Here is a 22,611-nt window from a genome sequence, read left to right as displayed (position 1 = left end):
TCCAGGTCTTATAAGTTCTCCACTGGCGTTTAGAGCCTCCGGCGCACTGACGGCGGCTAATCAAATCACGTTTTGTGCAACTTTTCCTTACCCCGCTCCTTCTCCCTCTTCAAAGGGAAGAAGATCAGGAAAACTTTTTTTAAGGGTTGCTTTTGGCAGAGGGTAGAGTTTTTAACACTGGACACTTTAGCAGAGGTGGTAATCCTCCTCACCAGTGATCTCACCTTCTAGGGGTATACAACTTAGCACTTCTACTGTTCCCTGTTATACAAAACTTGACCAAACTTATTTAAAGCTAGCCATTCAACTAAAGTTTCCTTTAGAGGGTCTGCTTCTTGCTTCATCCAAAAGAGTCGGCTCCAACAGTCCCCAAGCGTAAAGAAAGGGAGTAGCTCTCCCGACTTATACGAAACAAAAAGAATTGCACACCACGTAATTTGTAGCTTGTCTCACAATATATCAATAATTTGATAAGTTATTCTTTGAAAGTTTTTAACTTATCTATTTAATTTTGTTATTACATAAAGATTTCAATACTTTGTAACAAAAAGTTTACAAAGTGTGAGCGATAAGAGACGCGATTAATCACGTCTGTGGGGAGTGAGGAGTAGAGACGCGATTAATCGCGTCTGTGGGGAGTGAGGAGTAGAGACGCGATTAATCGCGTCTGTACAGGAGTTAGGAGTGATAAGAATTCTTTGCCCAATGCCCAATACCGATTAAATTTGAAAAAAATTGCCTATGACGTTTAAAAAATGCCAGCTGAGGGAACACTGGAATTAACCCAAAGAGAGTTTAGGTAGCGGCTATGGGTACTGTCTCCAAAGGAAATGTCACCGTGGTATTGTTTTGCAAGCGTACTAGTTTATTGATTAGTTCTATTTTGTTGGGGTTGATAGCTTTGCCAAGTATGGGATTGGCACAAAAAACCCCTGAGATGAATTCGTCTGATGTAACCCCTGCTTACCCACCTTCCCCACCGCCACCGCGAGTGGAACCCTTGCCCTCTCAGCGAGGAGTGCAAGAACATTCGCCAGAAATTGATTATCGTGTGGGTAACTTACTGGCAGATGTTACAGGCAATCTTTGGGTAGCTTCTGGGCGGGGACTATCGCGGATTGATCCTAAAACTGGCAAGATTATTTCTCGTGTTAGCTTACCAAGTGTTGCCATCGGTGCTTTAGCCCAAGACAAAGTAGGACGTTTGTGGGTGGGAAGTTCTGAGGGACTGATCCGAGTAGACCCCCGCACTAACGAAATCACCGCGCAGAATTTATTTTTGCCTTCTAAACGGGTGTTATCTCTGTTACTTGACAAACGGGGTTATTTGTGGGCGGGAACTGATAATGGTTTAGCTTTAATTAGTCCCGACCAAGGCTTGATTATGACAACATTAAAAAATCTGCCTGGTGTCAGCGCTAACACCCTGACTTTAGATGCTGAAGGTCAATTGTGGGTTGGCACCCTTGATGGATTAGTGCGGGTAAATACTGGCAGTGCTGCGATCATGAAGTGGATAGCCGATTTACCAGGGACGACTGTACAAGCTTTAGCTATTAGTCCAGAAGGATTAATTTGGGCGGGAATGCCGAATAATTTGCTAGTTATTAACCCTAAAACTGGTGTAGTGTTGCGATCTGTGACTCGCCTGCGTGGGCGTAATGTCAAAGTAGTACGTTTTGCTAAAGATGGTAGTGTGTGGGTCGGGACTAATAATGGTTTGTTACGATTAAATCCAAATACAGGAGCTGTGTTAGATGCAGAAGTTGCTGGACTTCCTTCTAGTCGGGTTCTTGCTCTTGCACCTGACATTAGCAATAAATTATGGATTGGTACTAGTGAAGGTCTAGCTTGGTTAATGCCCAAAATGGCTAGTGCAAAACCCCATATTGCTTTCAGTCACGCCGTGAAATGACAAGTTAGGAGTAGAGACGCGATGAATCGCGTCTGTACAAGAGTTAAAAGTAGAGACGCGATTCATCGCGTCTGTACAAGAGTTAAAAGTAGAGACGCGATTCATCGCGTCTGTACAGGAGTTAGGAGTTAGGAGTTATGAATTAAATTAAACTTTTAACTATTGACTCCTAATTCCTATCTTTAAATTTCTAATTCTTCACTCTTAATTCCTAACTTTTAACAGACGCGATTAATCGCGTCTCTACTCCTCACTCAGCACTCAGCACTCAAAAAATGGCAATCACTACGCAGCAATTAATTCAATGGAAACAACAGGGACGTGCAATTGTGGCGTTGACGGCCTGGGATTATGCGATCGCTCAACTCCTTGACGCAGCTGGTGTAGACTTAATCTTGGTGGGTGACTCTATGGCAGTAGTTTTAGGGTATAAAACAACACTGCCCATAACTCTGGATGAGATGATATACCATGCCAAATCTGTGCGTCGAGGAGTTAAACGCGCATTAGTGGTTGTAGATTTACCATTTTTGACCTATCAAGAAAGTCTCCAGCAAGCGATGCATTCAGCTGGGCGGGTACTAAAAGAAACGGGCGCTCAAGCGGTAAAATTGGAAGGTGGCTATCCAGCGATCGCCGAAACTATAGCTCGTTTGGTAGAAGCTGGAATTCCGGTAATGGGTCATGTAGGTTTGACACCGCAATCAATACATCAACTGGGTTTGCGACAACAGGGAAAGAGCCAGGAAACAGGAGAAAGAATTTTAAATGAAGCGATCGCTCTTGAACAAGCTGGTGTATTTTCTTTAGTGTTAGAGCATATACCCGCAGATTTAGCAATGCAGATTACAGAAAAACTGAGCATTCCGACAATTGGTATCGGTGCCGGATCTCACTGCGATGGACAGGTTTTAGTTACCTCAGATGTCATCGGACTTACCGAAAAGCATCCACCATTTGCCAAGGTTTACACGAACTTGCGGGAGACGATTACCAAAGCTGTACAAGATTATGCTGTGGAAGTGAGAGAAAAGAAGTTTCCATAACAGTTTCCAGAAGCATGGATTTTATTCTCAAAGAACACAAGACGCTGCCAAATAGCTAGTTTTCCCTATAAGATAATTTATGCAATTAGAGACTAGGACATTATAAAATTGCTAAAGTTCAAAACTGTGCTACAACATCCAGAGTGAAAACTGACAGCATATTTTATCGCCTATTTCAAGAATTCCCCAGTATCTTCTTTGAACTAATTGGCAATCCTCCCGAAACTGCAAATACCTATCAATTCTCTTCAGTTGAAATCAAACAAACTGCCTTTAGAATAGATGGTGTATTTCTTCCTACTCAAGACGAAGAAAATCCGATTTATTTCCTTGAAGTTCAATTTCAACCAGACTCAGATATTTATTTACGCCTAGTTTCGGAAGTATTTCTCTATTTGCGGCAAAATAAATCTAAAAATTCTTGGCGAGGAGTGGTGATTTATCCTACTAGGAGTATTGATACAGGAGATACAAAAGATTGTCACGAGTTTTTTACGAATCAACGTGTGACGCGAATTTATTTGGATGAATTAGGAGAAACAGCATCACTTCCCATAGGGATTGCTACTATAAAATTAGTAATTGAAAATGAAGATACAAGCATTACCACCGCCAGAGAGCTAATAAACCGTACTAAACAAGCCGTAAATTTGCAACTGCCACAAAAACAATTACTAGAATTAATTGAGACAATCCTGGTTTATAAATTTCCTAACATAAGTCGAGAGGAGATAGAGGCGATGTTTGGATTAAGTGAGTTAAAGCAAACGCGAGTTTATCAAGAAGCTAAACAAGAAGGTAAACAAGAAGGTAAACAAGAAGGTAAACAAGAAGGTCGTTTTGAGGCAAAATTAGAAGCTGTACCTAAACTGTTAGCACTGGGTTTAAATGTAGAACAGATAGCACAGGCGTTAGATTTGGATGTTGCACAAGTCCAGCAAGCAGTACAGGAAACACCTCTAAATCAATAGTATCGAAAGGAGATAGAGTCAATGTTTGGGTTAAGTGAGTTAAAGCAAACGCGAGTTTATCAAGAAGGTAGTTTTGAGGCAAAATTAGAAGCTGTACCTAAACTGTTAGCACTGGGTTTAAATGTAGAACAGATAGCACAGGCGTTAAATTTGAATATTTCACAAGTCCAGCAAGCAATACAGGAAATGCCTCTAAATCAATAAGTTCAGACAAGCGATGTCTAGCGAGAAGCCGCTTCTCTACGAGACGCTTTGCGTAGCTTGCTTCTCGGTAGAAGTATGTATCTACGTATCTTAGATTAATGCGATCGCTATAGCGGTTCTCGCTTGAGTGAGGTACAAGAACCCCACCCCCAACCCCCTAAGAGCAAGCGATGAGGGGGCTATGATGTACCTCATGTGATTAGGAAACGCTATATCTCAACTAGAAATATCAGCTAAAAACCCCATACTTGGAGGTACAGCAATGGTACAACAAGTCACACCAGAAACCACCACCGAAGTCATCTACCCGGAAAGCGACGGACAGCCAATGGCGGATAATACAGAACAATTTGCATGGATTGTCAAAATTAAAGAAAATTTAGAAATCTTATTTGCATCGCCAGCTGATATATTTATCGCCGGAGATTTGTTTTGGTATCCAGTTAAAGGAAACCCCAATATTAAACAAGCGCCCGATACGATGGTAGTCTTTGGCAGACCAAAAGGAAAACGGAGTTCCTATTTACAGTGGGATGAAGATAATATACCCCCACAGGTAGTATTTGAAATTCTCTCGCCAGGTAACACCCTCAAAGAAATGACCAAAAAATTGCAGTTTTACCAGCGTTACGGTGTGGAAGAATATTATATTTATGATCCGGCTAAGAACGATTTAAATGGCTTGCTCATTTCTGGGGATAGTTTTGAAGTCATCGAAGAGATGAATGGCTGGGTAAGTCCGCGTTTGGAAATCCGTTTTCAAATAACATCGGATACCCTGGAAATTTTTTCTCCCACCGGACAAAAGTTTTTAAGCCCCGTAGAAATTGACCAGTTACGGGAACAAGAACGCCAAGCAAAGGAAGTGGCTTTACAAGAAAAGCAAGCAGCTTTACAAGAATTAGAAAAAGAGCGCGATCGCTATCAAGAATTGTTAGCTAAACTCAAACAAAAGGGAATTGACACAGATAATTTGTAATTGCTGCTGTTGATGGTGCGTTATGCTGTCGCTACTGGCTATGTCTAAAACGCCCTACTTGTTGATAGTCCTAGCGCCGATGCTGATGAATACTTATTACGGTTGGTTCGCTCATTTTCAAGATTGTTGAGAAATTAAATGGCGACAAAGCTTATATAGTCAGCTTTGGTGGTGTTGGCGTACCCATGATTCTACGGTACACAACCGAATGGACGATCCGATTCAAATAAAAATTGATCCAAACCAGTAAAGCATAGTATCCTCTCAACATTTTTGCGAAGATACCATTGACAATTTGCAGAGATCACAGGCAGTTATACATCCAAATGCGTGTATATTGTGGAAGTATGCGAAAAACTGTCAAGGAGTGTAAAAACCAAATTTACCAACACATACATCAAAACTATTGTTAAAATCAAATAATTTTAAGTTAATATTCATACCCAAACTCCTATGAGAGAAACTGTCCTAGAGGTTCGCAATCTACAAGTTGAATTTCCCAGTGATGGCAATGTCGTTAGAGCTTTGGATGGTATTTCCTTTGCCCTGCATCGAGGCGAGACTCTAGGAATAGTAGGAGAGTCGGGAAGTGGTAAATCAGTGACAGCCTTAGCTGTTATGGGTTTGTTGCAAACTCCGGGTATAATTAATGGCGGTGAAATCTGGTTTCGTCCGCAGGAGAATGCTAACGCCATCGATTTGGTAAAATTGCCTTCTGAGCAAATGCAGCTACATCGGGGTGGCGATATCGCCATGATTTTTCAAGAACCGATGAGTTCGCTCAATCCGGTTTATAACATCGGGTTTCAGCTAATAGAAGCGATTGTGCGGCATCAAAATGTGTCAGCATCCCAAGCACGACAAATTGCGATCGCAGGTCTGCAAGAGGTAAAACTTCTACCGAGCGATGAGGAGATACAACAGCAGTGTACCGAAACTTGGCATCAAACCAACAGCAATTCATCGAAACTAGATCCATCAAAGTTGCCAGAGTTGGTTAAAGAACACAAAGAAGCCATGCTAGAACGCTACCCTCATCAACTTTCTGGGGGTCAGTTGCAACGGGTGATGATTGCAATGGCAATTTCCTGCAACCCATTAATCTTAATTGCCGATGAACCAACCACAGCCTTAGATGTGACGGTGCAAGCGACAATTTTGGAGTTAATTCGAGAATTGCAACAAAGCCGTGATATGGCAATGATTTTCATCACCCACGACTTGGGGCTAATTTCGGAAATTGCTGACGAAGTAGCAGTGATGTATAAAGGTAAAGTTGTCGAATCTGGTACTTCTGAGCAAATTTTCAGCAGTCCCCAGCATCCATATACTAAAGGTTTGATCGCCTGTCGCCCCTCACTTGACCACCGTCCCCAAAAATTACTCACTGTTTCTGACTACATGAGTACAGAAGAGACACCAACGGGACAATTCGTAATTCAAGCGAAAGAACCCCCACAACCTACAGAAATCACTACCGAAGAGATTGCTGCAAGATTGGCAAACTTCAATGAGAAGGAACCTCTGCTGCAAATCCGTAACCTGAAAGTTGGTTTTCCAGTGCGCGGGGTGTTTGGTGGGACAAAACGCTACAATATGGCAGTTAATGGCGTTTCTTTTGATGTCAAACCAGGGGAAACACTAGGTTTAGTGGGAGAATCTGGTTGTGGTAAAACCACCCTTGGCAGAACCTTGCTGCGATTAATTGAACCGATGAGTGGTCAGATTATCTTTGAGAAACAAGATATTACTAGCCTCAAAGGAGAACCGTTGCAAAAACTGCGGCGGGAAATGCAAATAGTCTTCCAAAACCCTTTTAGTTCGCTTGATCCCCGGATGAAGGTTGGGGAAGCGGTGATGGAACCATTATTAATTCACTCCGTTGGTAAGACCAAGCAACAACGACGTCAGCGAGTAGCCGAACTCTTAGAACGGGTAGGATTAAGTGCAGATGCGATTAACGGCTATCCCCATCAGTTTTCTGGCGGTCAACGCCAACGGATTTGCATAGCCCGTTCTTTGGCGTTAAATCCTAAGTTTATCATCTGTGATGAATCAGTTTCAGCGCTGGATGTTTCAGTCCAGGCACAGGTATTAAATCTTCTCAAAGAATTACAGTCAGACTTTCAGCTTACTTATATTTTTATTTCTCACGATTTAAGTGTGGTGAAATTTATGAGCGATCGCATTTTAGTAATGAATCGTGGTCAAATTGTTGAAGAAGGGACAGCCGAAAGCATTTACCTGGAACCCAAAGAGGAATACACGCAAAAATTAATTGCTGCGATTCCGACTGGTAGCGCTGAACGTATGCGAAATCGTCATATTAGGGCTTTATAGAAAGGTGAATCAATTTTGGATTTTAGATTTTAGATTTTAGATTGACTCATAGCAATCAAGTCAGGGGTCAAACACAAACATCACAGAAGATGACAGAAGAATTTAACACACAGGGCGGAGAAAATCTAGTTGCGATCGCTGATCAATTCGCCCAATGGGGAAAGGTTACAGAGGTTAAAGCCTTTGGTAGTGGTAATATCAATGACACATTCTTAGTAACTCTGGATTCCTTAGAAGAACAACATTTTGTCCTGCAACGCATCAACACGCAGGTGTTTCTTCAGCCCCAACTGATTATGCAGAATATGCGTATCTTCACTGAGCATGTTCATAAACGGTTACAATATACCCCACTCAATCGTCGCTGGGAAGTGCCACGCGTACTATTAACCAAGGATGCTGAAGATCACTGGCGGGATGCAGATGGCTCCTTTTGGCGGGCGATTAGCTTTATTGGAAGCTCCCAGTGTTTCGATAGTATGCGCGATCGCTCATATGCGAAAGAAATCGGTTACGCCTTGGGGATGTTCCACAATCTGATCAGCGACTTACCACCGGAAAAACTCGCCGACACCCTTCAAGGGTTCCACATTACACCGCTTTATCTCCAGTATTATCAGGAAGTGTTGGCGAAAAGTAGTGTGCGTCAATCTTTGGAAGTTAATTATTGTTTAGAGTTTGTTAGCGATCGCCAAAGCTTTGCACATATCCTAGAAAATGCCAAATCTGAAGGCATTCTCCCCCTGCGTTTGATGCACGGTGATCCCAAAATCAACAATGTCATGTTTGACACTGTTACCCAGCAAGCCGTCAGCGTCATAGACCTTGATACTGTTAAACCTGGTCTGGTACATTACGATATTGGTGATTGCTTGCGATCGGGTTGCAATCCGGCTGGAGAAGAAACCGAAAATTGGGAAAGTATTTATTTCGATACTGATCTATGTCAGGGAATTCTCAAAGGTTATCTTTCAGTGGCAAAGGTATTTCTTACCGAGAATGACTATGCTTATATTTACGATGCAATTCGTTTGATCACCTTTGAACTAGGACTGAGATTTTTTGCTGATTATTTAGCAGAGAATGTCTACTTCAAAGTTAAGCACCCAGAACATAATTTGGCCAGAGCGATCGTCCAGTTTAAGCTAACCGAAAGTATCGAATCTCAAGAGACGCAGATTCGTAAGATTATCAAAGACATGAAATGAACGACCAGACATTTTCCCTGCAACCTTTTCCTTCGACAAAATCCCTGCCTAATTTGAAAATTACAGGCAATATCGACCGAAATTCTCATCAGCTTACCATCCGCTACACCCTTGGAGGCGACTTAAAAGAAATTGCCATAGCCCCACCATCAAATGCACAATTGCGAAAGCCCGAATTGTGGAAAGACACTTGCTTTGAGTTCTTTATTAGCATCAAAGATTCTCAACGGTATTGGGAATTCAACCTTTCCCCCGCCGGACATTGGAATGTCTATCGCTTTGATGGATACCGTCAAGGAATGCAAGAGGAAACAGCTTTTACAATACTTCCGTTTAATGTTCAAAATCAAGCTGAGGGTTTAGCACTTGTGTTAGATGTCGATTTGGCTAAAATCGTCTCGGTAAAACAAGCGATTGAAGTTGGCATTACTACAGTTATTAAACACAGAAATGGTGAGGTGACTTACTGGGCGTTAACTCATCAAGGTGCGGAGGCTGACTTTCATCTGCGGGATAGTTTTATCGTTGAGTTATAAAGACTGATTAGCGAACGTCCGTAGAAGCGTCATTACGAATTAGTAATTATTTGGTTATTCTACATCCATTCCTTCCCACAGTTGAGATACAGGTAAAATGTTTACTGTTATGGTATCATCCCAACCGTGACGAAAACTTTCGATCGCAGATTCAGATATTTCCTTATCCTCCTGTTGGTTATTTTCTTCGTCAGCGTTTTCTGATAGCAGTACAATAACTCTGACGCGGGTATGCTGGTCTACAGTCAATGGTACATCTAGAGAAAGTTGACCTTGTTTATCAACATTTCCCATAACTTCAATAGCTTTCATCGCTCCTCCAGTGCGTTTTGCGTTGACTACTGTTGAACCAAATCAGCAGTAGTCAGAAGAATCTAGTTTATATTATGGCAAAATTAAAACGTGATTGGCACGATGCTTGTGTTGGGAGATGCTCAAAGAGCCAGTTAAACCAATTGGCAATTCGCTTTTTCGCCCATTGGCAATTACGTTTTATAACGGGGATTTAACCCCGCTTAAGTTGACACGCATGAGCAATGCTGTGTCCCTACCGCGTGGTCTATTTACCTGAAAATGGCTGTAATACAGTAATTTGTAGCAAATTAAATTTGGCAATACTCTGCAATGCTAATGCGTCAGCTTACAATGCCAATGCATCAGCTTACAATGCCAATGCATCAGCTTACAATGCCAATGCATCAGCTTACAATGCCAATGCGTCAGCTTACAATGCCAATGCGTCAGCTTACAATGTTAATGCGTTGGCTTACAATGTTAATGCGATTTGTACTGCATCGATATCCCCAAACACATCAATTCATGAATTGCCTCTACATTTGGTATTTGATGCGTAAGTCTTAAACTTACTATCAGGTGGTTACAAAATTTTTGGCGATCGCATCCTCAACAACAAGCGATCGCATACCGTTAAAATGAATAAGATTAGAATAGTTTACTTACCAAATAAACGAGCGATGTCTCCAACGAGCTACGCCTACGCCTTTTTAACTCGACAACTCGTGTTAAAAAGTGCCTGTTAGGGGAGGGGAGCCTAAGAGGATGAATGAACAAGTCGTAAACTATACCAAAAAAACTACGGAGTAGTTGATGGCTATTCCCGATGAATTGGGAGAGCTACGACTTCAGCCTTAGGCAAGTCTGAGTAGTTTACGCAATCATTCCTTCTTCGACGTTATCTGTGCCAGTGCCAGCCTCGCGTATACGTTCCTCGCCAAGATTTTCCGGTAGAAATCCACCTGCTTGCATTTTCCATAACCTGTGGTAAGCGCCGCCAAGTGCCAGCAGTTTGGTGTGGGAACCATCTTCGATAATGCGACCTTTGTCGAACACTAAAATCCGGTCTAGATGGACGATGGTAGATAGCCGATGAGCCACCACAATGACCGTTTTCCCATTCATTGCTAAGTCGAGGGTATCTTGGATCGCTTTTTCGGTGATTGAATCAAGGCTAGAGGTGGCTTCATCCAAAATTAGGATCGGCGCATCTTTGAGAATTACCCGCGCGATCGCAATGCGCTGTCTCTGCCCTCCAGATAACTTAACACCACGTTCGCCCACCAGAGAATTGTAACTATCCTGACTTTGGATGATAAAATCGTGAGCATTAGCCTTTCGCGCCGCCTCGAACACTTCCTCATCGGTTGCATCTAAGCGTCCGTAACGAATATTTTCTAACAGCGTCCGATGGAACAGAGACGGATCTTGGGGGATCAAGCTAATCTGAGCGTGTAAGGCATCCTGAGTCATATCTCGAATATCGACCCCATCAATGATAATCTGTCCAGATTGTGGGTCGAACAAACGCAGAATTAGATTGACAAAGCTGGATTTTCCAGAACCAGAGAAGCCCACCAGTCCAACACGCTGTCCCGGTAGGATGGTAACAGAAAGGTTGTTAAAAACTTTCTTCTCATCTGTGTAGTTGAAATTCACGCGGCGAAATTCAATCTTACCTTGGGTAATTGGGTGTGCGATCGCGCGATCGCGATCAATCAACTCGTGGGGTTGAACGATGATCAAGACACCATTAGCAACATTACCCACATGTTCAAAAAATTCAAGAAAGCGGCGGCTCAAATTACGGGCTTCACTAATGATCAATAGAGATAGACTAGTTGCCACGACGAAATCAGCAGTAGCGATCTTCCCTTGACTCCAGAGGGAGAGGGAGTAATACAGAGTGGTAATTTTCAGAATGGCTGCCGAGATGAACTGAAACCAGCGAACTCGCTCCGAATACCAATTGGAATTTCTTACCTCTTTGATTTCGCGTCTTAATTGCTCATTCAAATAGCGTCGTTCAAAACCCAAGCGAGCAAACAGTCGGCTGCTGGTAAGATTTGTTACCGCATCTACGATGATGCCAGTTGTTTCACTTCTGGCGGCTGCGGCTTTCCGGGAGTAAGTTCGGCAGCGAGTTGCCAACCAGAACGAAATAATAATGAAGAGAACTGCCCATATTCCCACGAGTGCAGCCAGTGGAGGATAGGCGCGATACAGTATTGTCGTGGCGACGGTATACACAACGATTACTGGCATAAATTCAGTAATCATCATTTGCATAGTCTGAGTAACACCCAGAGAAGTTTCGCTAATCCGATGTGCCAATGCCCCGGAAAAACTGCTACTCATGTAACGATGTGAATGGTGCTGCAAGTAGGCATATAGCGATCGGACGATGTGCTGTCGGTGAATCGGATGGAGGATGGTTTGCAAGAGTCCAGCTGATCGCCCGAATACTACTTCACCCACACTCAAAGCGGTGAACAGCATCAGGGGTTGGCTCATAGCATCAAAAATAGGCTTGCCGTCACCCGTTGATTTCGTCACGCCCCGGATGATCTCGCCAATGGCATAGGGCAACATAATGCCACAGGTTGCGTGTATTATCTCCAGGATCACCGCTAACACATACCACCATCGGAACTGGTTAACGAAATACAAAATGAATCTGAATGGAGTTGATGGCAGGTCTGGTGCATCAGCAGCACGTTGAAAGGATTTAGATTGTTTGGCCTTTTTCGTCATGAAAGTTGATCCACTAGCATCATTTGAGTTTTTCTGAAAGATGAAAACGGACGACTGTATAAGCCGTCCGGTGGTATTAAGGACTTCTGGCAGCACTCTTGAAAAACTTTTGCTGTTTGGTTGTAGCCGACTTACTTACTCGTTTAATTAATAAGCTTTTGGACATTGAATTTGCACATAAGCTAGAAGTAAAACTCTTTTTGTGGCTGGGCAAAATACTACCCAAGATTATGCAAATTAAAAGCTTGATGCGTGTCCTTTACGAAGACTTATAGCAGTTACCAGGTAGATTAGGACATGAACTAATGATAAAAAAATTACCAAAAGACTTTCAAATTTGTTCCCTGCTATAGCGTTTCCTAATGACATGAAGTACATCATAGCCCCCTCTTCGCTTGCTCTTAGGGGGTTGGGGGTGGGGTTCTTGTACCTCACTCAAGTGAGAACCGCTATATACATCACTAGATCATAATTTCTGGCGGTGTGATCGCATTATAGATATTAGGCGGTAGTAACGCATCCTGAATATTGATTTCCTTTGGGATTACACCCTCTTTAAAAAACAAATCTGCCACACGCTGTTGTTCTTTGATTAGTGCAGGGCTGAGTCCTCTACGTCCTACAAAAGTACGACGAGACATCACCCTTTCGACCACATCTGGATCGAGCTTTTGTTCAGTGATCATCAATTTGGCAACTTCGCCTCGATTTGCCTCTGCCCACTTGTCGAGCTTATTAAGTTCCTCAATGATAATTTTTAGCAAGCCAAGATTTTCTTCGGCAAACTTTCTGTTAGCAATATAATAGCCACCAGGAGAATCTAGCCCAACAGAATCTTTAAGAACTCGAATTCGACCCATCTTTTGAGCGATCGCATAGTGCGGATCTGATGTCATCCAAACTGGAATTTTACCTTGGAGAAAAGCATCCCGCGCCTCGATAGTCGCCAGATTTTTGATTTTAATATCTTTAAGGGTCAAGCCGATTGACTGCAACGCTCTGATAATAAAGTAGTGTGATGCCGAGCCTTTTTGAAAATAAACTTCTTGACCCTTGATATCTTCAAACTTATGAAGCAAAGACTCCGGCGGAACGGCAATAACACTACTTTTCCCTGTCTTTTGGTTTCTTTGTGTCCCGACTACATAAACCAGGTCTGACCCAGCCACTTGGGCAAAAATTGGTGGCGTTTCTCCCACTGATCCCACGTCAACTTTTTTCGCAGCCATCCCTTCCATGAGTTGGGGTCCTTGGACAAATTGCGCCCATTCTACTTTAATCCCCATCGGTTCCAAGCGTTTCTCTAAAACTTTCCGATTTCTGAAGAGATCCCCCGCACTCTGATATCCCATACGGAGAACTTTAGTTTTTATCCCAAGGGAATTTTCACTGGCATTAGTAGTGTTTCTTAAAGAAGACTGTTGGCTTTGTTCGCTACAACTTCCTAACAGATATGCCAGAGAAAAGCCACATAGCCCTGAAGTAGCAAAATGAAGAAAACGACGGCGTTTAATCATAGCTATTTTATCCATGAGATATTTCTAATTTGAAGCAATTTTGGTTGTCACTTCTAAAAACTCTCGGCGTTGATATGCTTAAATCTTCCGGTTTACAAGCCTCTCCAATTTTTAATTCGTAATTCGTAATTATGAAAATCAGTTGAAACTAACGAAGAGAATCTCCCTTTCGGTATTCGGCGGTTAGGTCGTCTAACTTTTGCTTCAAACTGTCGTCAAGTTTTAGTTCCACTGCCTTCAGGTTGTCAGCAAGTTGTTCTGGGCGGCTAGCGCCAATGATCGGGGCAGTGATAATCGGATTAGATAAAACCCAAGCCACCGCTAGGGTGGTGAGAGAAAATCCGGCGAGTTCCGCTACTGTGCGTAAAGCCTCGACAGTATTGAATTCGCGCTCGTGCCAGTAGCGATCTTGATAACGTTCTGCCGCAGCACCTAGCGTGAAACGTGTACCGGAGGTGGGGCCTTGATCGAGAATATGTTTGCCAGTAAGCAGACCACCCGCCAAGGGATTATAGGAAATTACACCCAGTCCTTCTTCTTTTGCTAGAGGCAATAGTTCTCGCTCAATTTCGCGGAATAATAGGTTGTAGCGGGGCTGAATTGAAATGAACCTAGTTAAATTGCGCGTCTCGGCGCGACCCAAAGCACGGGCGAGTCGGTAGGCTAAGAAGTTGGAAACCCCGATGTAGCGTACCTTGCCAGCACGAACTACCGCATCCAGCGCTTCCAGAGTCTCATCGAGGGGAGTTGAAGCATCGTCGGAGTGCAATTGGTACAGATCGATGTAATCAGTTCCCAAACGCCGCAGGGAAGCATCGATCGCATCCAGAATATGTTTACGCGAAGCCCCCTGATCCCAAGGTGCAAGGCCAACTCGACCAACGCACTTGGTAGCCAAGATAAAATGTTCGCGTTTGCCTTTCAGCCAGCGCCCAACGATTTCCTCGGTACGCCCAGCAGTGGCAAGCCCGCCACCAAGGGGATAAACGTCGGCTGTATCCAAAAAGTTGATTCCGCCATCGGCTGCGGTGTCAAGGATGTGCCTGGAAGTTTCTTCATCGGTCTGCAATCCGAAGGTCATGGTACCGAGACAGAGGCGGGAAACGGTCAATCCGGTTTTACCGAGATTGGTAGTTTGTAAGGTCATGGAGATGTTGTTGATTGAGAAAGTGTTGAAATTTTTAAATAGAATGCGATCGCAGAACTAAAAGCCTGTAGAACACATCAACTAAGTAGAGCATTTCATTAATTCGTACCCAATTAATGAAAAGCAATACCCTGCAATGTTAATGCGTCGGCTTGCATTGTTAATGCGTCGGCTTGCATTGTTAATGCGTCGGCTTGCATTGTTAATGCGTCGGCTTGCATTGTTAATGCATCGGCTTACATTGTTAATGCGTCGGCTTGCATTGTTAATGCGTCGGTCGCATTAACAATGCTACGCTTTTACGCAAAACTCTACTAAGCCATGATTAACCAATAGGATAACGATGTCGGTATTTTTTAAGGCGTGAACCAATTTAACGAATCGCGGAAGTCCCCATCTTCAAAGTACCCCTAAGATGGGGATTGTGATCGGGGGATTTTCTGGTAAGATATGTACTGTCTTGACCATCAATGCCACAAGCGAAAACCATTAGCTTTTAGGTATATGTTGCAAGAAAAAGATTTGGGTCTTGGGAACCAGGACTCCTGACAAGAGGAGGGAATGTCAGACTTGTCTTTTGCTACGGAGTAATAGATGGCTATTCCCGATGAATTGGGAGAGCAACGTCCGTAAGACGGCGGGGTAGTTCACCCAACCTTCCCAGTTTTGATATTGTTATGTTAGGCAGGCAAGATGCCTACCCCACGGAATATTGCAAGTTAGTTTTTGGACATTTCGCCTTAGGCAACTACAGAAGTTTCACGACGACTCAGTGAAACCAACCACTGTTGCAACTTCGGATTGCCGTATACCTCATCTGCAATAAAATGATCGCCTTCCGGCAGCACTGTCAAATCGACTTTCCCCCCGACTTTGCGTAAGCGCTCAACAAAATTCTCTGTATCCTCAATCGGCAGATTTTTGTCTTGTCCACCTTGGAATATCTGAACGGGAATGTCTTTGAGTGCAGCTAGTTGGCTTTCTTCTAATGTTTTGGGTACACGTCCAGACACAGGTACTAGACCTGCGAAGCGATCGGGATGCAAAGCAGCAATATGCCAGATTCCCGCCGAGCCTAAGCTGAAGCCGGCTAATATCACCCGCGCTGGATCGACAGGTTGGGAAGCGATCAGTTCATCAAGCAAAGCAAGTACATCATCAGCTCGATCTGCCCAAGTCTGTTCTTCTGGAATCTGGGGTGCAGCGAAGACATAAGGTAAAGAGTCGGATAAATCCACGAAACGAGGTAAACCCCATTTCAGTAGCACGTTTAAATCCGTTCCGCGATCGCGTCCTCCGTGCAAAAACAGCACTAAAGGTGCAGGTTGCTTGGCATTGTCAGAAACAGGCGAGAAAAGATAAGGCAAGGAACCATTATTGGTGTCGTGAGAGCGTTGTTGGATAGGCATAGTCTTGACTCCTAATTTATATTGGGCAATTCAATTTTGGATTTTGGATTTTAAATTTTGGATTAAATTTCAATCTAAAATCCAAAATCTAAAATCTAAAATTCTTGCTCCTCCGCTCCCGTCTCCTCAATCGCGCGTGGACTAGGCAGAATCAGCTAACCGCAGCCTTGATCGGCTGTTTCCACACTGCGGCGGTGTACAGTGAAGCATCGAAGTCCGGGGCGATATTGTCGCCTGTGATGCGTGCCTCGTGTAACGCCCAGTCGTCAAAGAATAAGTCGTGGCTGATGCGTGCCACCACCGCCGGCACGTCGCGCCGAATGCTGGGTACGTCGCCGATTGGCAAGCCGAAGCTCACAAAGCCTGCCGGGTTGAAGACGTGGATATTCTTCAGGTAGGGTGCGCTACCGGGTACTTTTTCCTGGTATTCGTGGGCGCTGCCAAGGTAGGGGTGCGTGCCCAGTTCGTCGTCACGCTGGTCGGTTGGTGGCTTGTAGCGATCGCGCCAAAGTGCAATCTGATCTGCAAAGTCGGCTAGTTCAGGCCGCTTTGTCGGATCAACGAAATAGCCTGTACCTGCGATCGCAAAATCGAACTCGAAAACATCATCGTTCACCTGGGCGACGATGCGCCCGCCCTGATCGTGCGCTGATCTCCACGTCGCTGACAAATGCAGGTGGAAGTTCGGGAACGCGATCGCCCGTTCAATCGCGTCGGCTGGGGGCGTAGAACCAACTTGACGAAAGCGCCAAGCCTGAAACCAGCGAGCTGCATCGGGCAGTTCTGGATAGTTGTAGTATGCGCCGGGATACCCGCGCACGCGATTTACTGGCAGCGATGCGATCGCTGGCCGCCGCGCAAACAAATGCACCGCCTTTGCGCCCGATTCGAGTGCCACCCCTGCGGCATCGAAAGCCGAGGCCGCAGCGCCCAGCACCGCCACGGTCTTGCCGCGTAGCGCCCTGAAGTCGATGGCATCGGCGGTGTGTGCATACAGGGTAGGTGGCAGGCCAGCTAGCACCGATGGCACGTAGGGGCCACCAGTGCCAGCCACACCGTTAGCAAAGATAATCTTGCGCGTGGTTTCCACCTGTGGGACACCGTTCACCTCAAGGTGCAGACGAAAGAAACCTTCGGCTGGCTCGATCCGCACCAGCCGCGTCCGGTACCGAACCGGGATACCCAAAAACTGCCGATACCAACTGAGGTACTCGGCCCACACCAAGCGCGGGATGCGGTCGATCGCTGCGTAAGCCTCAGCACCGTGCCGCGCCTCGTACCAAGCCTGGAACGACAGCGCCGGGATGCCCAGTTCAGGGCCAGGCAAGTTCTTCGGTGTGCGTAGCTTATTCATTCGCGCTCGATTCAGCCACACGCCAGCATGGGCTTCGTCGTCGGCCGCGTCGATCACTGTTACGCCGCCAATGCTGGCGCGTCTCAGTGCAAATGCAAAGGTGCTGCCGCTACCACTGCCACCCACAACTGTCACGTTGTGATCCACGCCTGGGCGGTCGGGTATCCAGTTATCAGGATCGGGGCCGATTAGGCGTAGCGCCTCACGAGCCTCAATATCAGGGTCTGTCGTTATCGTCATATCGATCTCCCAGGCTGAAACGCTTTGAAAATGAGGGGGATGACGAGGAATAATTTTTATGTTTCTCCCTCATCTCCGAATTTTAGATTTTAAATTTTGGATTTTGGATTGAAGATTCAAAATTTAGAAAGGTTTGAGAGCAAGCGAATTTATTCGTGGAATAAATCTAAAATCTAAAATCTAAAATCCAGAATTACTTGACAAGCCCCTGACTTTAGTCAATCTAAAATCTAAAATCCAAAATCCAAAATTGCTTGACCCTCATCTCGTCTTTTATGCCACTACTAAGTTCTTATCTACTTGCTTAAATTCGGTGTTACCTACTTTGGATTCGATCGCTGTACCCTTGAAGAATTCGGGGTTAGCTTGGGTGTAAAACTTGTAGGGATTAGCGAATACATAGGATCTGAAGTCGGCTTCGGAAATAACGCCTTCTTGCACCAAATCCCAGCTTTCAGCTAAGGGGGAGGTGAGGTCTGGCACATCCCAGTGACCAACATCAGAGGAATAGATCGCGTTGATCTTGACTCCCAAGGGATTGGCTTTGTCGTTGAATGCCGCAGAGATCGTGCGATCGTCGGACTCGGAACCAAAGAAGAAACTGTTCACCCAGCGATCGCGGATGTCCTCAATTGTTTCAATGCCTGCTGCTGCAAAATCGTCCAATTCGCTACCAATTGGCGCACGGCTATGACGGCTGAATGAAGCTCCCAGTACACTCTTGGTCAATTCATCCTTATCGAGGGAATGCCCTTGAGTAATTTCCGCACCGTAGCGCTCAAATATCTCAAATAGCTCATCGGCATTCGTCAGCGCGGGATTGTAGTTTTGCAGTGCCTTTAGATTGCGCTTGGAGAAGCGATCTACTAAATGAATGTAGACGTGGGCACCCCAATCTGCGCCACCTTCCAGCATCGCTACACGCAACTGCGGAAAACGCTTGGTAACACCGCCGAAGAATAGTGCCTTGGCAAATGCTTGCGAACCATCGCCGAAGTGGCCGATATGGTTGTTCATGTAGTTACTGATGGAGGAGCGGCCAGTCCAACCCTGACTGCCGTAATGGGTGGTGACGGGTACGCCTAGTTCCACGACTTTCGCCCAGAAGGGATCGTAATCGTATTCACTATCTAGTCCGTAAAAGTCGATATAAGAAGCATACTTGGCGATTTCGGGGAATTGATCGCCTGGATATTTATCAGCGATCGCTTTAATCGGTCGCTTCACACCTCCGGTGATATTAATGACTTTTAACCCAAGTGTTTTTACGGCAAATTCTAGCTCCTCAATGCCTTCTTGGGGAGTAGTTAAGGGGATGCCAGCTACCGGTGTCAGGCGATCGCTATATTTCCGGTAGATATCAGCATGATAGTGATTGACCGCCCGTTGCAGTGCTTGACGGTTCTCTGCACTTGCTCCAGCCGGTGCCAAGACATTGTTGGGAAACAGCACCGAATAGTCTGACCCTTGCTCCGCTTGACGTTCATAGAGGAGTCCGGGGAGGGTGTAAGTGGCAAGATCCAAGGTATTTTTGGTAACTCTAGCCCACCAAGGCGATCGAATTGTGCGGTTGTATTGACGTTCTTCAGGGGTTTGTTGATACCAGTCTTTACCGTTGCTCTTGGAGTTAAGACGGGAGGCTTCGGTTTTACGTAGTTCGTCTACGAGTTTCACACCGCCGTACTTGGCGATGTAATCCTCAAAAGCTGGGGTGAAATCATTGGTGTGAACGTCGGTGTCGATTACCGGATAACCAAGGGTTGCTCTGATTGCGGCGGAGCGTGAAGTCTTTAAGCGGCTATATTCAGTCATGTTTTTTCCTTAAAAAAATTACAGGGTTTTTGTAGAGACGCGATAAATCGCGTCTAAGATTTATCGCGTCTAAGATTTTCAAATTCCGTAGGGCGGCGATCTACAGAAGGTGCAATTTAAAAGGTATGGCTTAAACATCTGTGAAAAATTTATTTACACTACTACTAAGTTCTTGTTCAATGGTTTGGCGGCCAAACCATTGCCCGGACGACGTAATCCGAGGTTTTCACGCAAAGTACTACCCTCGTATTCAGTACGGAACAGTCCACGTTTTTGCAAGACGGGGATCACTAGGTTAACGAAGTCGTCCAAGCCTGTGGGCAAAATTGGCGGCATGATATTAAAGCCGTCTGCTGCACCATTGTTAAACCATTCTTCTAACTGGTCAGCGATCGATTCCGGCGTACCGATAATGGTGCGATGACCCCGCGCGGTAGCGACAGAAAGATATAACTGGCGCAGCGTTAGGTTGCCACGATTTACGAGATCCGTCAGCAACTTAAGGCGGCTCTTACCACCGTTGGTATCACTAGGCAACGGTGGTGCAAGATCGTCGAGTGAATAGCCAGATAAATCGATGCCCTGATAACGTGTTTTGAGTAAGCCCCATGCTACCGATGGGTGAATTAGCGATTGCAGGAATTCGTATTTTTCTTGGGCTTCTTCTTCAGTGCGCCCAATCACCGGAAATACACCCGGCATGATTTTCAAATCGTCCAGTTGGCGACCATATTTAGCCAATCGGCCTTTCACATCGGCATAAAATTCTTGCCCGTCTTCCAGCGTTTGGTTGGCAGTAAAAATAACTTCAGCAGTCTGTGCCGCCAATTCACGACCGATTTCCGAAGCACCAGCCTGCACAATCACCGGATAACCTTGAGGCGGACGACCGACGTTCAAAGGGCCTTTAACAGAAAAATATTTGCCTTTGTAGTTGAGTGTATGCAGTTTATCCGGGTCGAAATAGACACCAGATTCTTTGTCACGGATGAAAGCATCATCTTCCCAGCTATCCCACAAGCCTTTCACCACTTCCACAAACTCTTCGGCGCGTTCATAACGCTGGCTATGTTCTAGGTGCTGATCACGGCCGAAATTAAGAGCGGCATTCTCGTTACCTGTGGTAACTACATTCCACGCCGCCCGGCCGTTACTCAAGTAGTCTAAGGAGGCAAACTTCCGAGCAAGGGTATAAGGTTCTTCATAAGTGGTCGAAGCGGTAGCAACAAAGCCAATATGTTTGGTTAGTGGTGCTAGTGCGGAAAATAGCGTTACTGGCTCGAATTTCGCTAATTTGCCGTTGCGCTTCAGTACCTCCGGTTCACTGTTATCTTGTAGGCTGGGGCTATCGGCAAGGAAAACCGCATCGAACAAGCCACGTTCGGCAGTCTGAGTAATTTCCTTGTAATGCTCGAAGTTTAGCCCAGCATCTGCTTGTGAATCGGGGTGTCGCCAAGCTGATATGTGATGACCTGTGGCTTGAATGAATGCACCTAAACGAAACTTGCGTGTTGTACTCATAAGCTTTTTTCTATAGTGCCTTAGCGGAAATTACGATCGCGATCGCTGATTTGTGTATAACTGATAAATTTTTATGTCTCCTTAAGCACAGTGCAGATATTACAAAGTCATTTACGCCAACACCAATCTCTCATCTACTTGTTTAACGGCAAAACAATTGCCCGGACGACGCAATCCCAGGTTTTCACGCAAGGTCCCGCCTTCGTATTCGGTACGGAACAATCCACGTTTCTGGAGGATGGGAACGACTAGGTTAACGAAGTCATCTAATCCTGTGGGCAGGATTGGCGGCATGATATTAAAGCCATCTGCCGCACCGTTGTTGAACCATTCTTCTAGCTGGTTGGCTAATGGTTTCGGGAGTACCAAGTATGGTGCGATGACCTCGTGCGGTGGCAAGGGAGAGATACAACTGGCGCAATGTGAGAGTCCCACGAGTCGCCAAATCTACTTACTTTACTAGCAACTAAACTTGCACTTCCCTTGCCTACTAATTGCTCTACAAGGAATGAATGAACCGAACTGTAAATAAGGCTAATACCACGGCAGAACAGGGATGCTACTGCTTGGCGCTCGAATTACCATAAATTTATCTAGTAATCTGACTCCGTAGATAGAGTTTACACAATCAATATAAAAAAATATGTGTTGGAAATCACAATATCATGAGATGCTAATTATTAGTTTATCGAATATTAAGTATTACTAACTAACTTCTGGTCAAAGGCTTAGGTTTCGAGGTGCTTTGGTTGAGTGCGATCGCACTTTTGGTTTTTGCCATATAGCAGTTCTCGTTTGCATTAAGTACATTTTTCAACCTCACCCTCTCCCTCTCCTTAATACATCCCTCTGTAACTATTCACTCCCCCCCTGCAAAATGGTCAAAACTCTTGACTTATCGTTGAGAAGTAGGGGGGAGTGTGAAAGGTTACATCCCTCTCCTTATTAAGGAGAGGGACAGGTTTTGCTTCTGCAAAACCAGGGTGAGGTTTCTTTGGGCTATTCGATAAATCGTAAATTGCGTTAACAAGGGGTTGTTCCAAAATACTTAGGACTTACGCACAAGTTACGGAATAACGAACCACAGAGGCGCAGAGGACACAGAGAAATCAGAGTTTGAGAGATATTTTGCGTAAGTCCAAAATACTATTTAAAACTTCTTAAGTAAGCTGGTGGGAATAAACCAAACTATTGTTTTGAAACGTAAACAGGCTTAAAAGCCTTAGCAATGACTAATGACAAAAGACAATTTCTGACTTTTCACATCATTTGACACTCCCCGCAATAAATTGACGGGGATTCTTGGTTCACCGAGCCAACTTGTCTGAACCAGTTACCTGAAATAGATAGAGGTCGTTCTCTCC

17 protein-coding genes and 1 pseudogene are annotated in these 22,611 nt (G+C 44.9%); 9 read left to right on the top strand and 9 right to left on the bottom strand.

The window, feature by feature from the left end:
• Window positions 1-808: 808 nt before the first annotated feature.
• The 8 genes from V7K31_RS12385 (at window position 809) to V7K31_RS12350 (ending at window position 9,199) form a co-directional block, all read left to right on the top strand.
• Window positions 809-1,915 carry a ligand-binding sensor domain-containing protein gene (locus V7K31_RS12385; protein ID WP_335094642.1) on the top strand — a complete coding sequence of 369 codons (1,107 nt, stop codon included), beginning with the start codon at window positions 809-811 and terminating at the stop codon, window positions 1,913-1,915.
• Window positions 1,916-2,190: 275 nt separating this feature from the next.
• Complete coding sequence (panB, locus tag V7K31_RS12380; RefSeq protein ID WP_335094641.1) at window positions 2,191-2,961, top strand: 3-methyl-2-oxobutanoate hydroxymethyltransferase; 771 nt, start codon at window positions 2,191-2,193, stop codon at window positions 2,959-2,961.
• A gap of 143 nt (window positions 2,962-3,104) precedes the next feature.
• Window positions 3,105-3,932, top strand: a complete 828-nt coding sequence (locus V7K31_RS12375) for an Rpn family recombination-promoting nuclease/putative transposase (RefSeq protein ID WP_335094640.1) — start codon at window positions 3,105-3,107, stop codon at window positions 3,930-3,932.
• Window positions 3,933-3,953: 21 nt separating this feature from the next.
• Window positions 3,954-4,136: a hypothetical protein gene (locus V7K31_RS12370; RefSeq protein ID WP_335094639.1), complete on the top strand. Its 183-nt coding sequence runs from the start codon at window positions 3,954-3,956 to the stop codon at window positions 4,134-4,136.
• A gap of 262 nt (window positions 4,137-4,398) precedes the next feature.
• Complete coding sequence (locus V7K31_RS12365; protein ID WP_335094638.1) at window positions 4,399-5,115, top strand: Uma2 family endonuclease; 717 nt, start codon at window positions 4,399-4,401, stop codon at window positions 5,113-5,115.
• A 453-nt stretch (window positions 5,116-5,568) separates the two neighbouring features.
• Entirely contained in the window at window positions 5,569-7,455 is a 1,887-nt protein-coding gene (locus V7K31_RS12360; protein ID WP_335094637.1) for an ABC transporter ATP-binding protein, read from the top strand.
• Between the two features lie 89 nt (window positions 7,456-7,544).
• Window positions 7,545-8,663 (top strand): phosphotransferase enzyme family protein, encoded by a 1,119-nt coding sequence (locus V7K31_RS12355; RefSeq protein ID WP_335094636.1) that lies wholly within the window; start codon window positions 7,545-7,547, stop codon window positions 8,661-8,663.
• Window positions 8,660-9,199, top strand: coding sequence for a DOMON-like domain-containing protein (locus V7K31_RS12350; protein ID WP_335094635.1), 540 nt, complete (start codon window positions 8,660-8,662; stop codon window positions 9,197-9,199). The genes V7K31_RS12355 and V7K31_RS12350 overlap by 4 nt, the downstream gene beginning before the upstream one ends.
• 54 nt (window positions 9,200-9,253) lie before the next feature.
• Here V7K31_RS12350 and V7K31_RS12345 read toward each other — a convergent pair whose 3' ends face one another.
• Entirely contained in the window at window positions 9,254-9,511 is a 258-nt protein-coding gene (locus V7K31_RS12345; protein WP_335094634.1) for a type II toxin-antitoxin system RelN family antitoxin, read from the bottom strand.
• A gap of 296 nt (window positions 9,512-9,807) precedes the next feature.
• On the opposite strand from V7K31_RS12345, the gene V7K31_RS12340 reads away from it, so the two are divergent.
• A complete protein-coding gene (locus tag V7K31_RS12340; RefSeq protein WP_335094632.1) occupies window positions 9,808-10,053 on the top strand; it encodes a hypothetical protein in 246 nt (81 codons plus the stop codon).
• Window positions 10,054-10,366: 313 nt separating this feature from the next.
• On the opposite strand, the gene V7K31_RS12335 is transcribed toward V7K31_RS12340, so the two are convergent.
• The 8 genes and pseudogenes from V7K31_RS12335 to V7K31_RS12300 form a co-directional block, all read right to left on the bottom strand.
• Window positions 10,367-12,247: an ABC transporter ATP-binding protein gene (locus V7K31_RS12335; RefSeq protein ID WP_335094631.1), complete on the bottom strand. Its 1,881-nt coding sequence runs from the start codon at window positions 12,245-12,247 to the stop codon at window positions 10,367-10,369.
• A gap of 461 nt (window positions 12,248-12,708) precedes the next feature.
• Window positions 12,709-13,779, bottom strand: coding sequence for an aliphatic sulfonate ABC transporter substrate-binding protein (locus V7K31_RS12330; protein WP_335094630.1), 1,071 nt, complete (start codon window positions 13,777-13,779; stop codon window positions 12,709-12,711).
• A gap of 133 nt (window positions 13,780-13,912) precedes the next feature.
• Entirely contained in the window at window positions 13,913-14,911 is a 999-nt protein-coding gene (locus tag V7K31_RS12325) for an aldo/keto reductase (protein WP_335094629.1), read from the bottom strand.
• A gap of 740 nt (window positions 14,912-15,651) precedes the next feature.
• Window positions 15,652-16,320 (bottom strand): dienelactone hydrolase family protein, encoded by a 669-nt coding sequence (locus V7K31_RS12320; protein WP_335094628.1) that lies wholly within the window; start codon window positions 16,318-16,320, stop codon window positions 15,652-15,654.
• A gap of 151 nt (window positions 16,321-16,471) precedes the next feature.
• Complete coding sequence (locus V7K31_RS12315) at window positions 16,472-17,914, bottom strand: FAD-dependent oxidoreductase (RefSeq protein ID WP_335094627.1); 1,443 nt, start codon at window positions 17,912-17,914, stop codon at window positions 16,472-16,474.
• A 273-nt stretch (window positions 17,915-18,187) separates the two neighbouring features.
• Window positions 18,188-19,726 (bottom strand): amidohydrolase family protein, encoded by a 1,539-nt coding sequence (locus V7K31_RS12310; RefSeq protein ID WP_335094626.1) that lies wholly within the window; start codon window positions 19,724-19,726, stop codon window positions 18,188-18,190.
• A gap of 153 nt (window positions 19,727-19,879) precedes the next feature.
• Window positions 19,880-21,247 (bottom strand): LLM class flavin-dependent oxidoreductase, encoded by a 1,368-nt coding sequence (locus V7K31_RS12305; RefSeq protein WP_335094625.1) that lies wholly within the window; start codon window positions 21,245-21,247, stop codon window positions 19,880-19,882.
• Window positions 21,248-21,358: 111 nt separating this feature from the next.
• Window positions 21,359-21,695: pseudogene (locus V7K31_RS12300) on the bottom strand (nitrilotriacetate monooxygenase); the annotation flags it as partial.
• Between the last annotated feature and the right edge of the window lie 916 nt (window positions 21,696-22,611).

Origin of the sequence: Nostoc sp. (assembly GCF_036917675.1) — a bacterium.
Classification (GTDB): domain Bacteria; phylum Cyanobacteriota; class Cyanobacteriia; order Cyanobacteriales; family Nostocaceae; genus Nostoc.
This window is presented reverse-complemented; position numbering and strand designations above follow the sequence as displayed.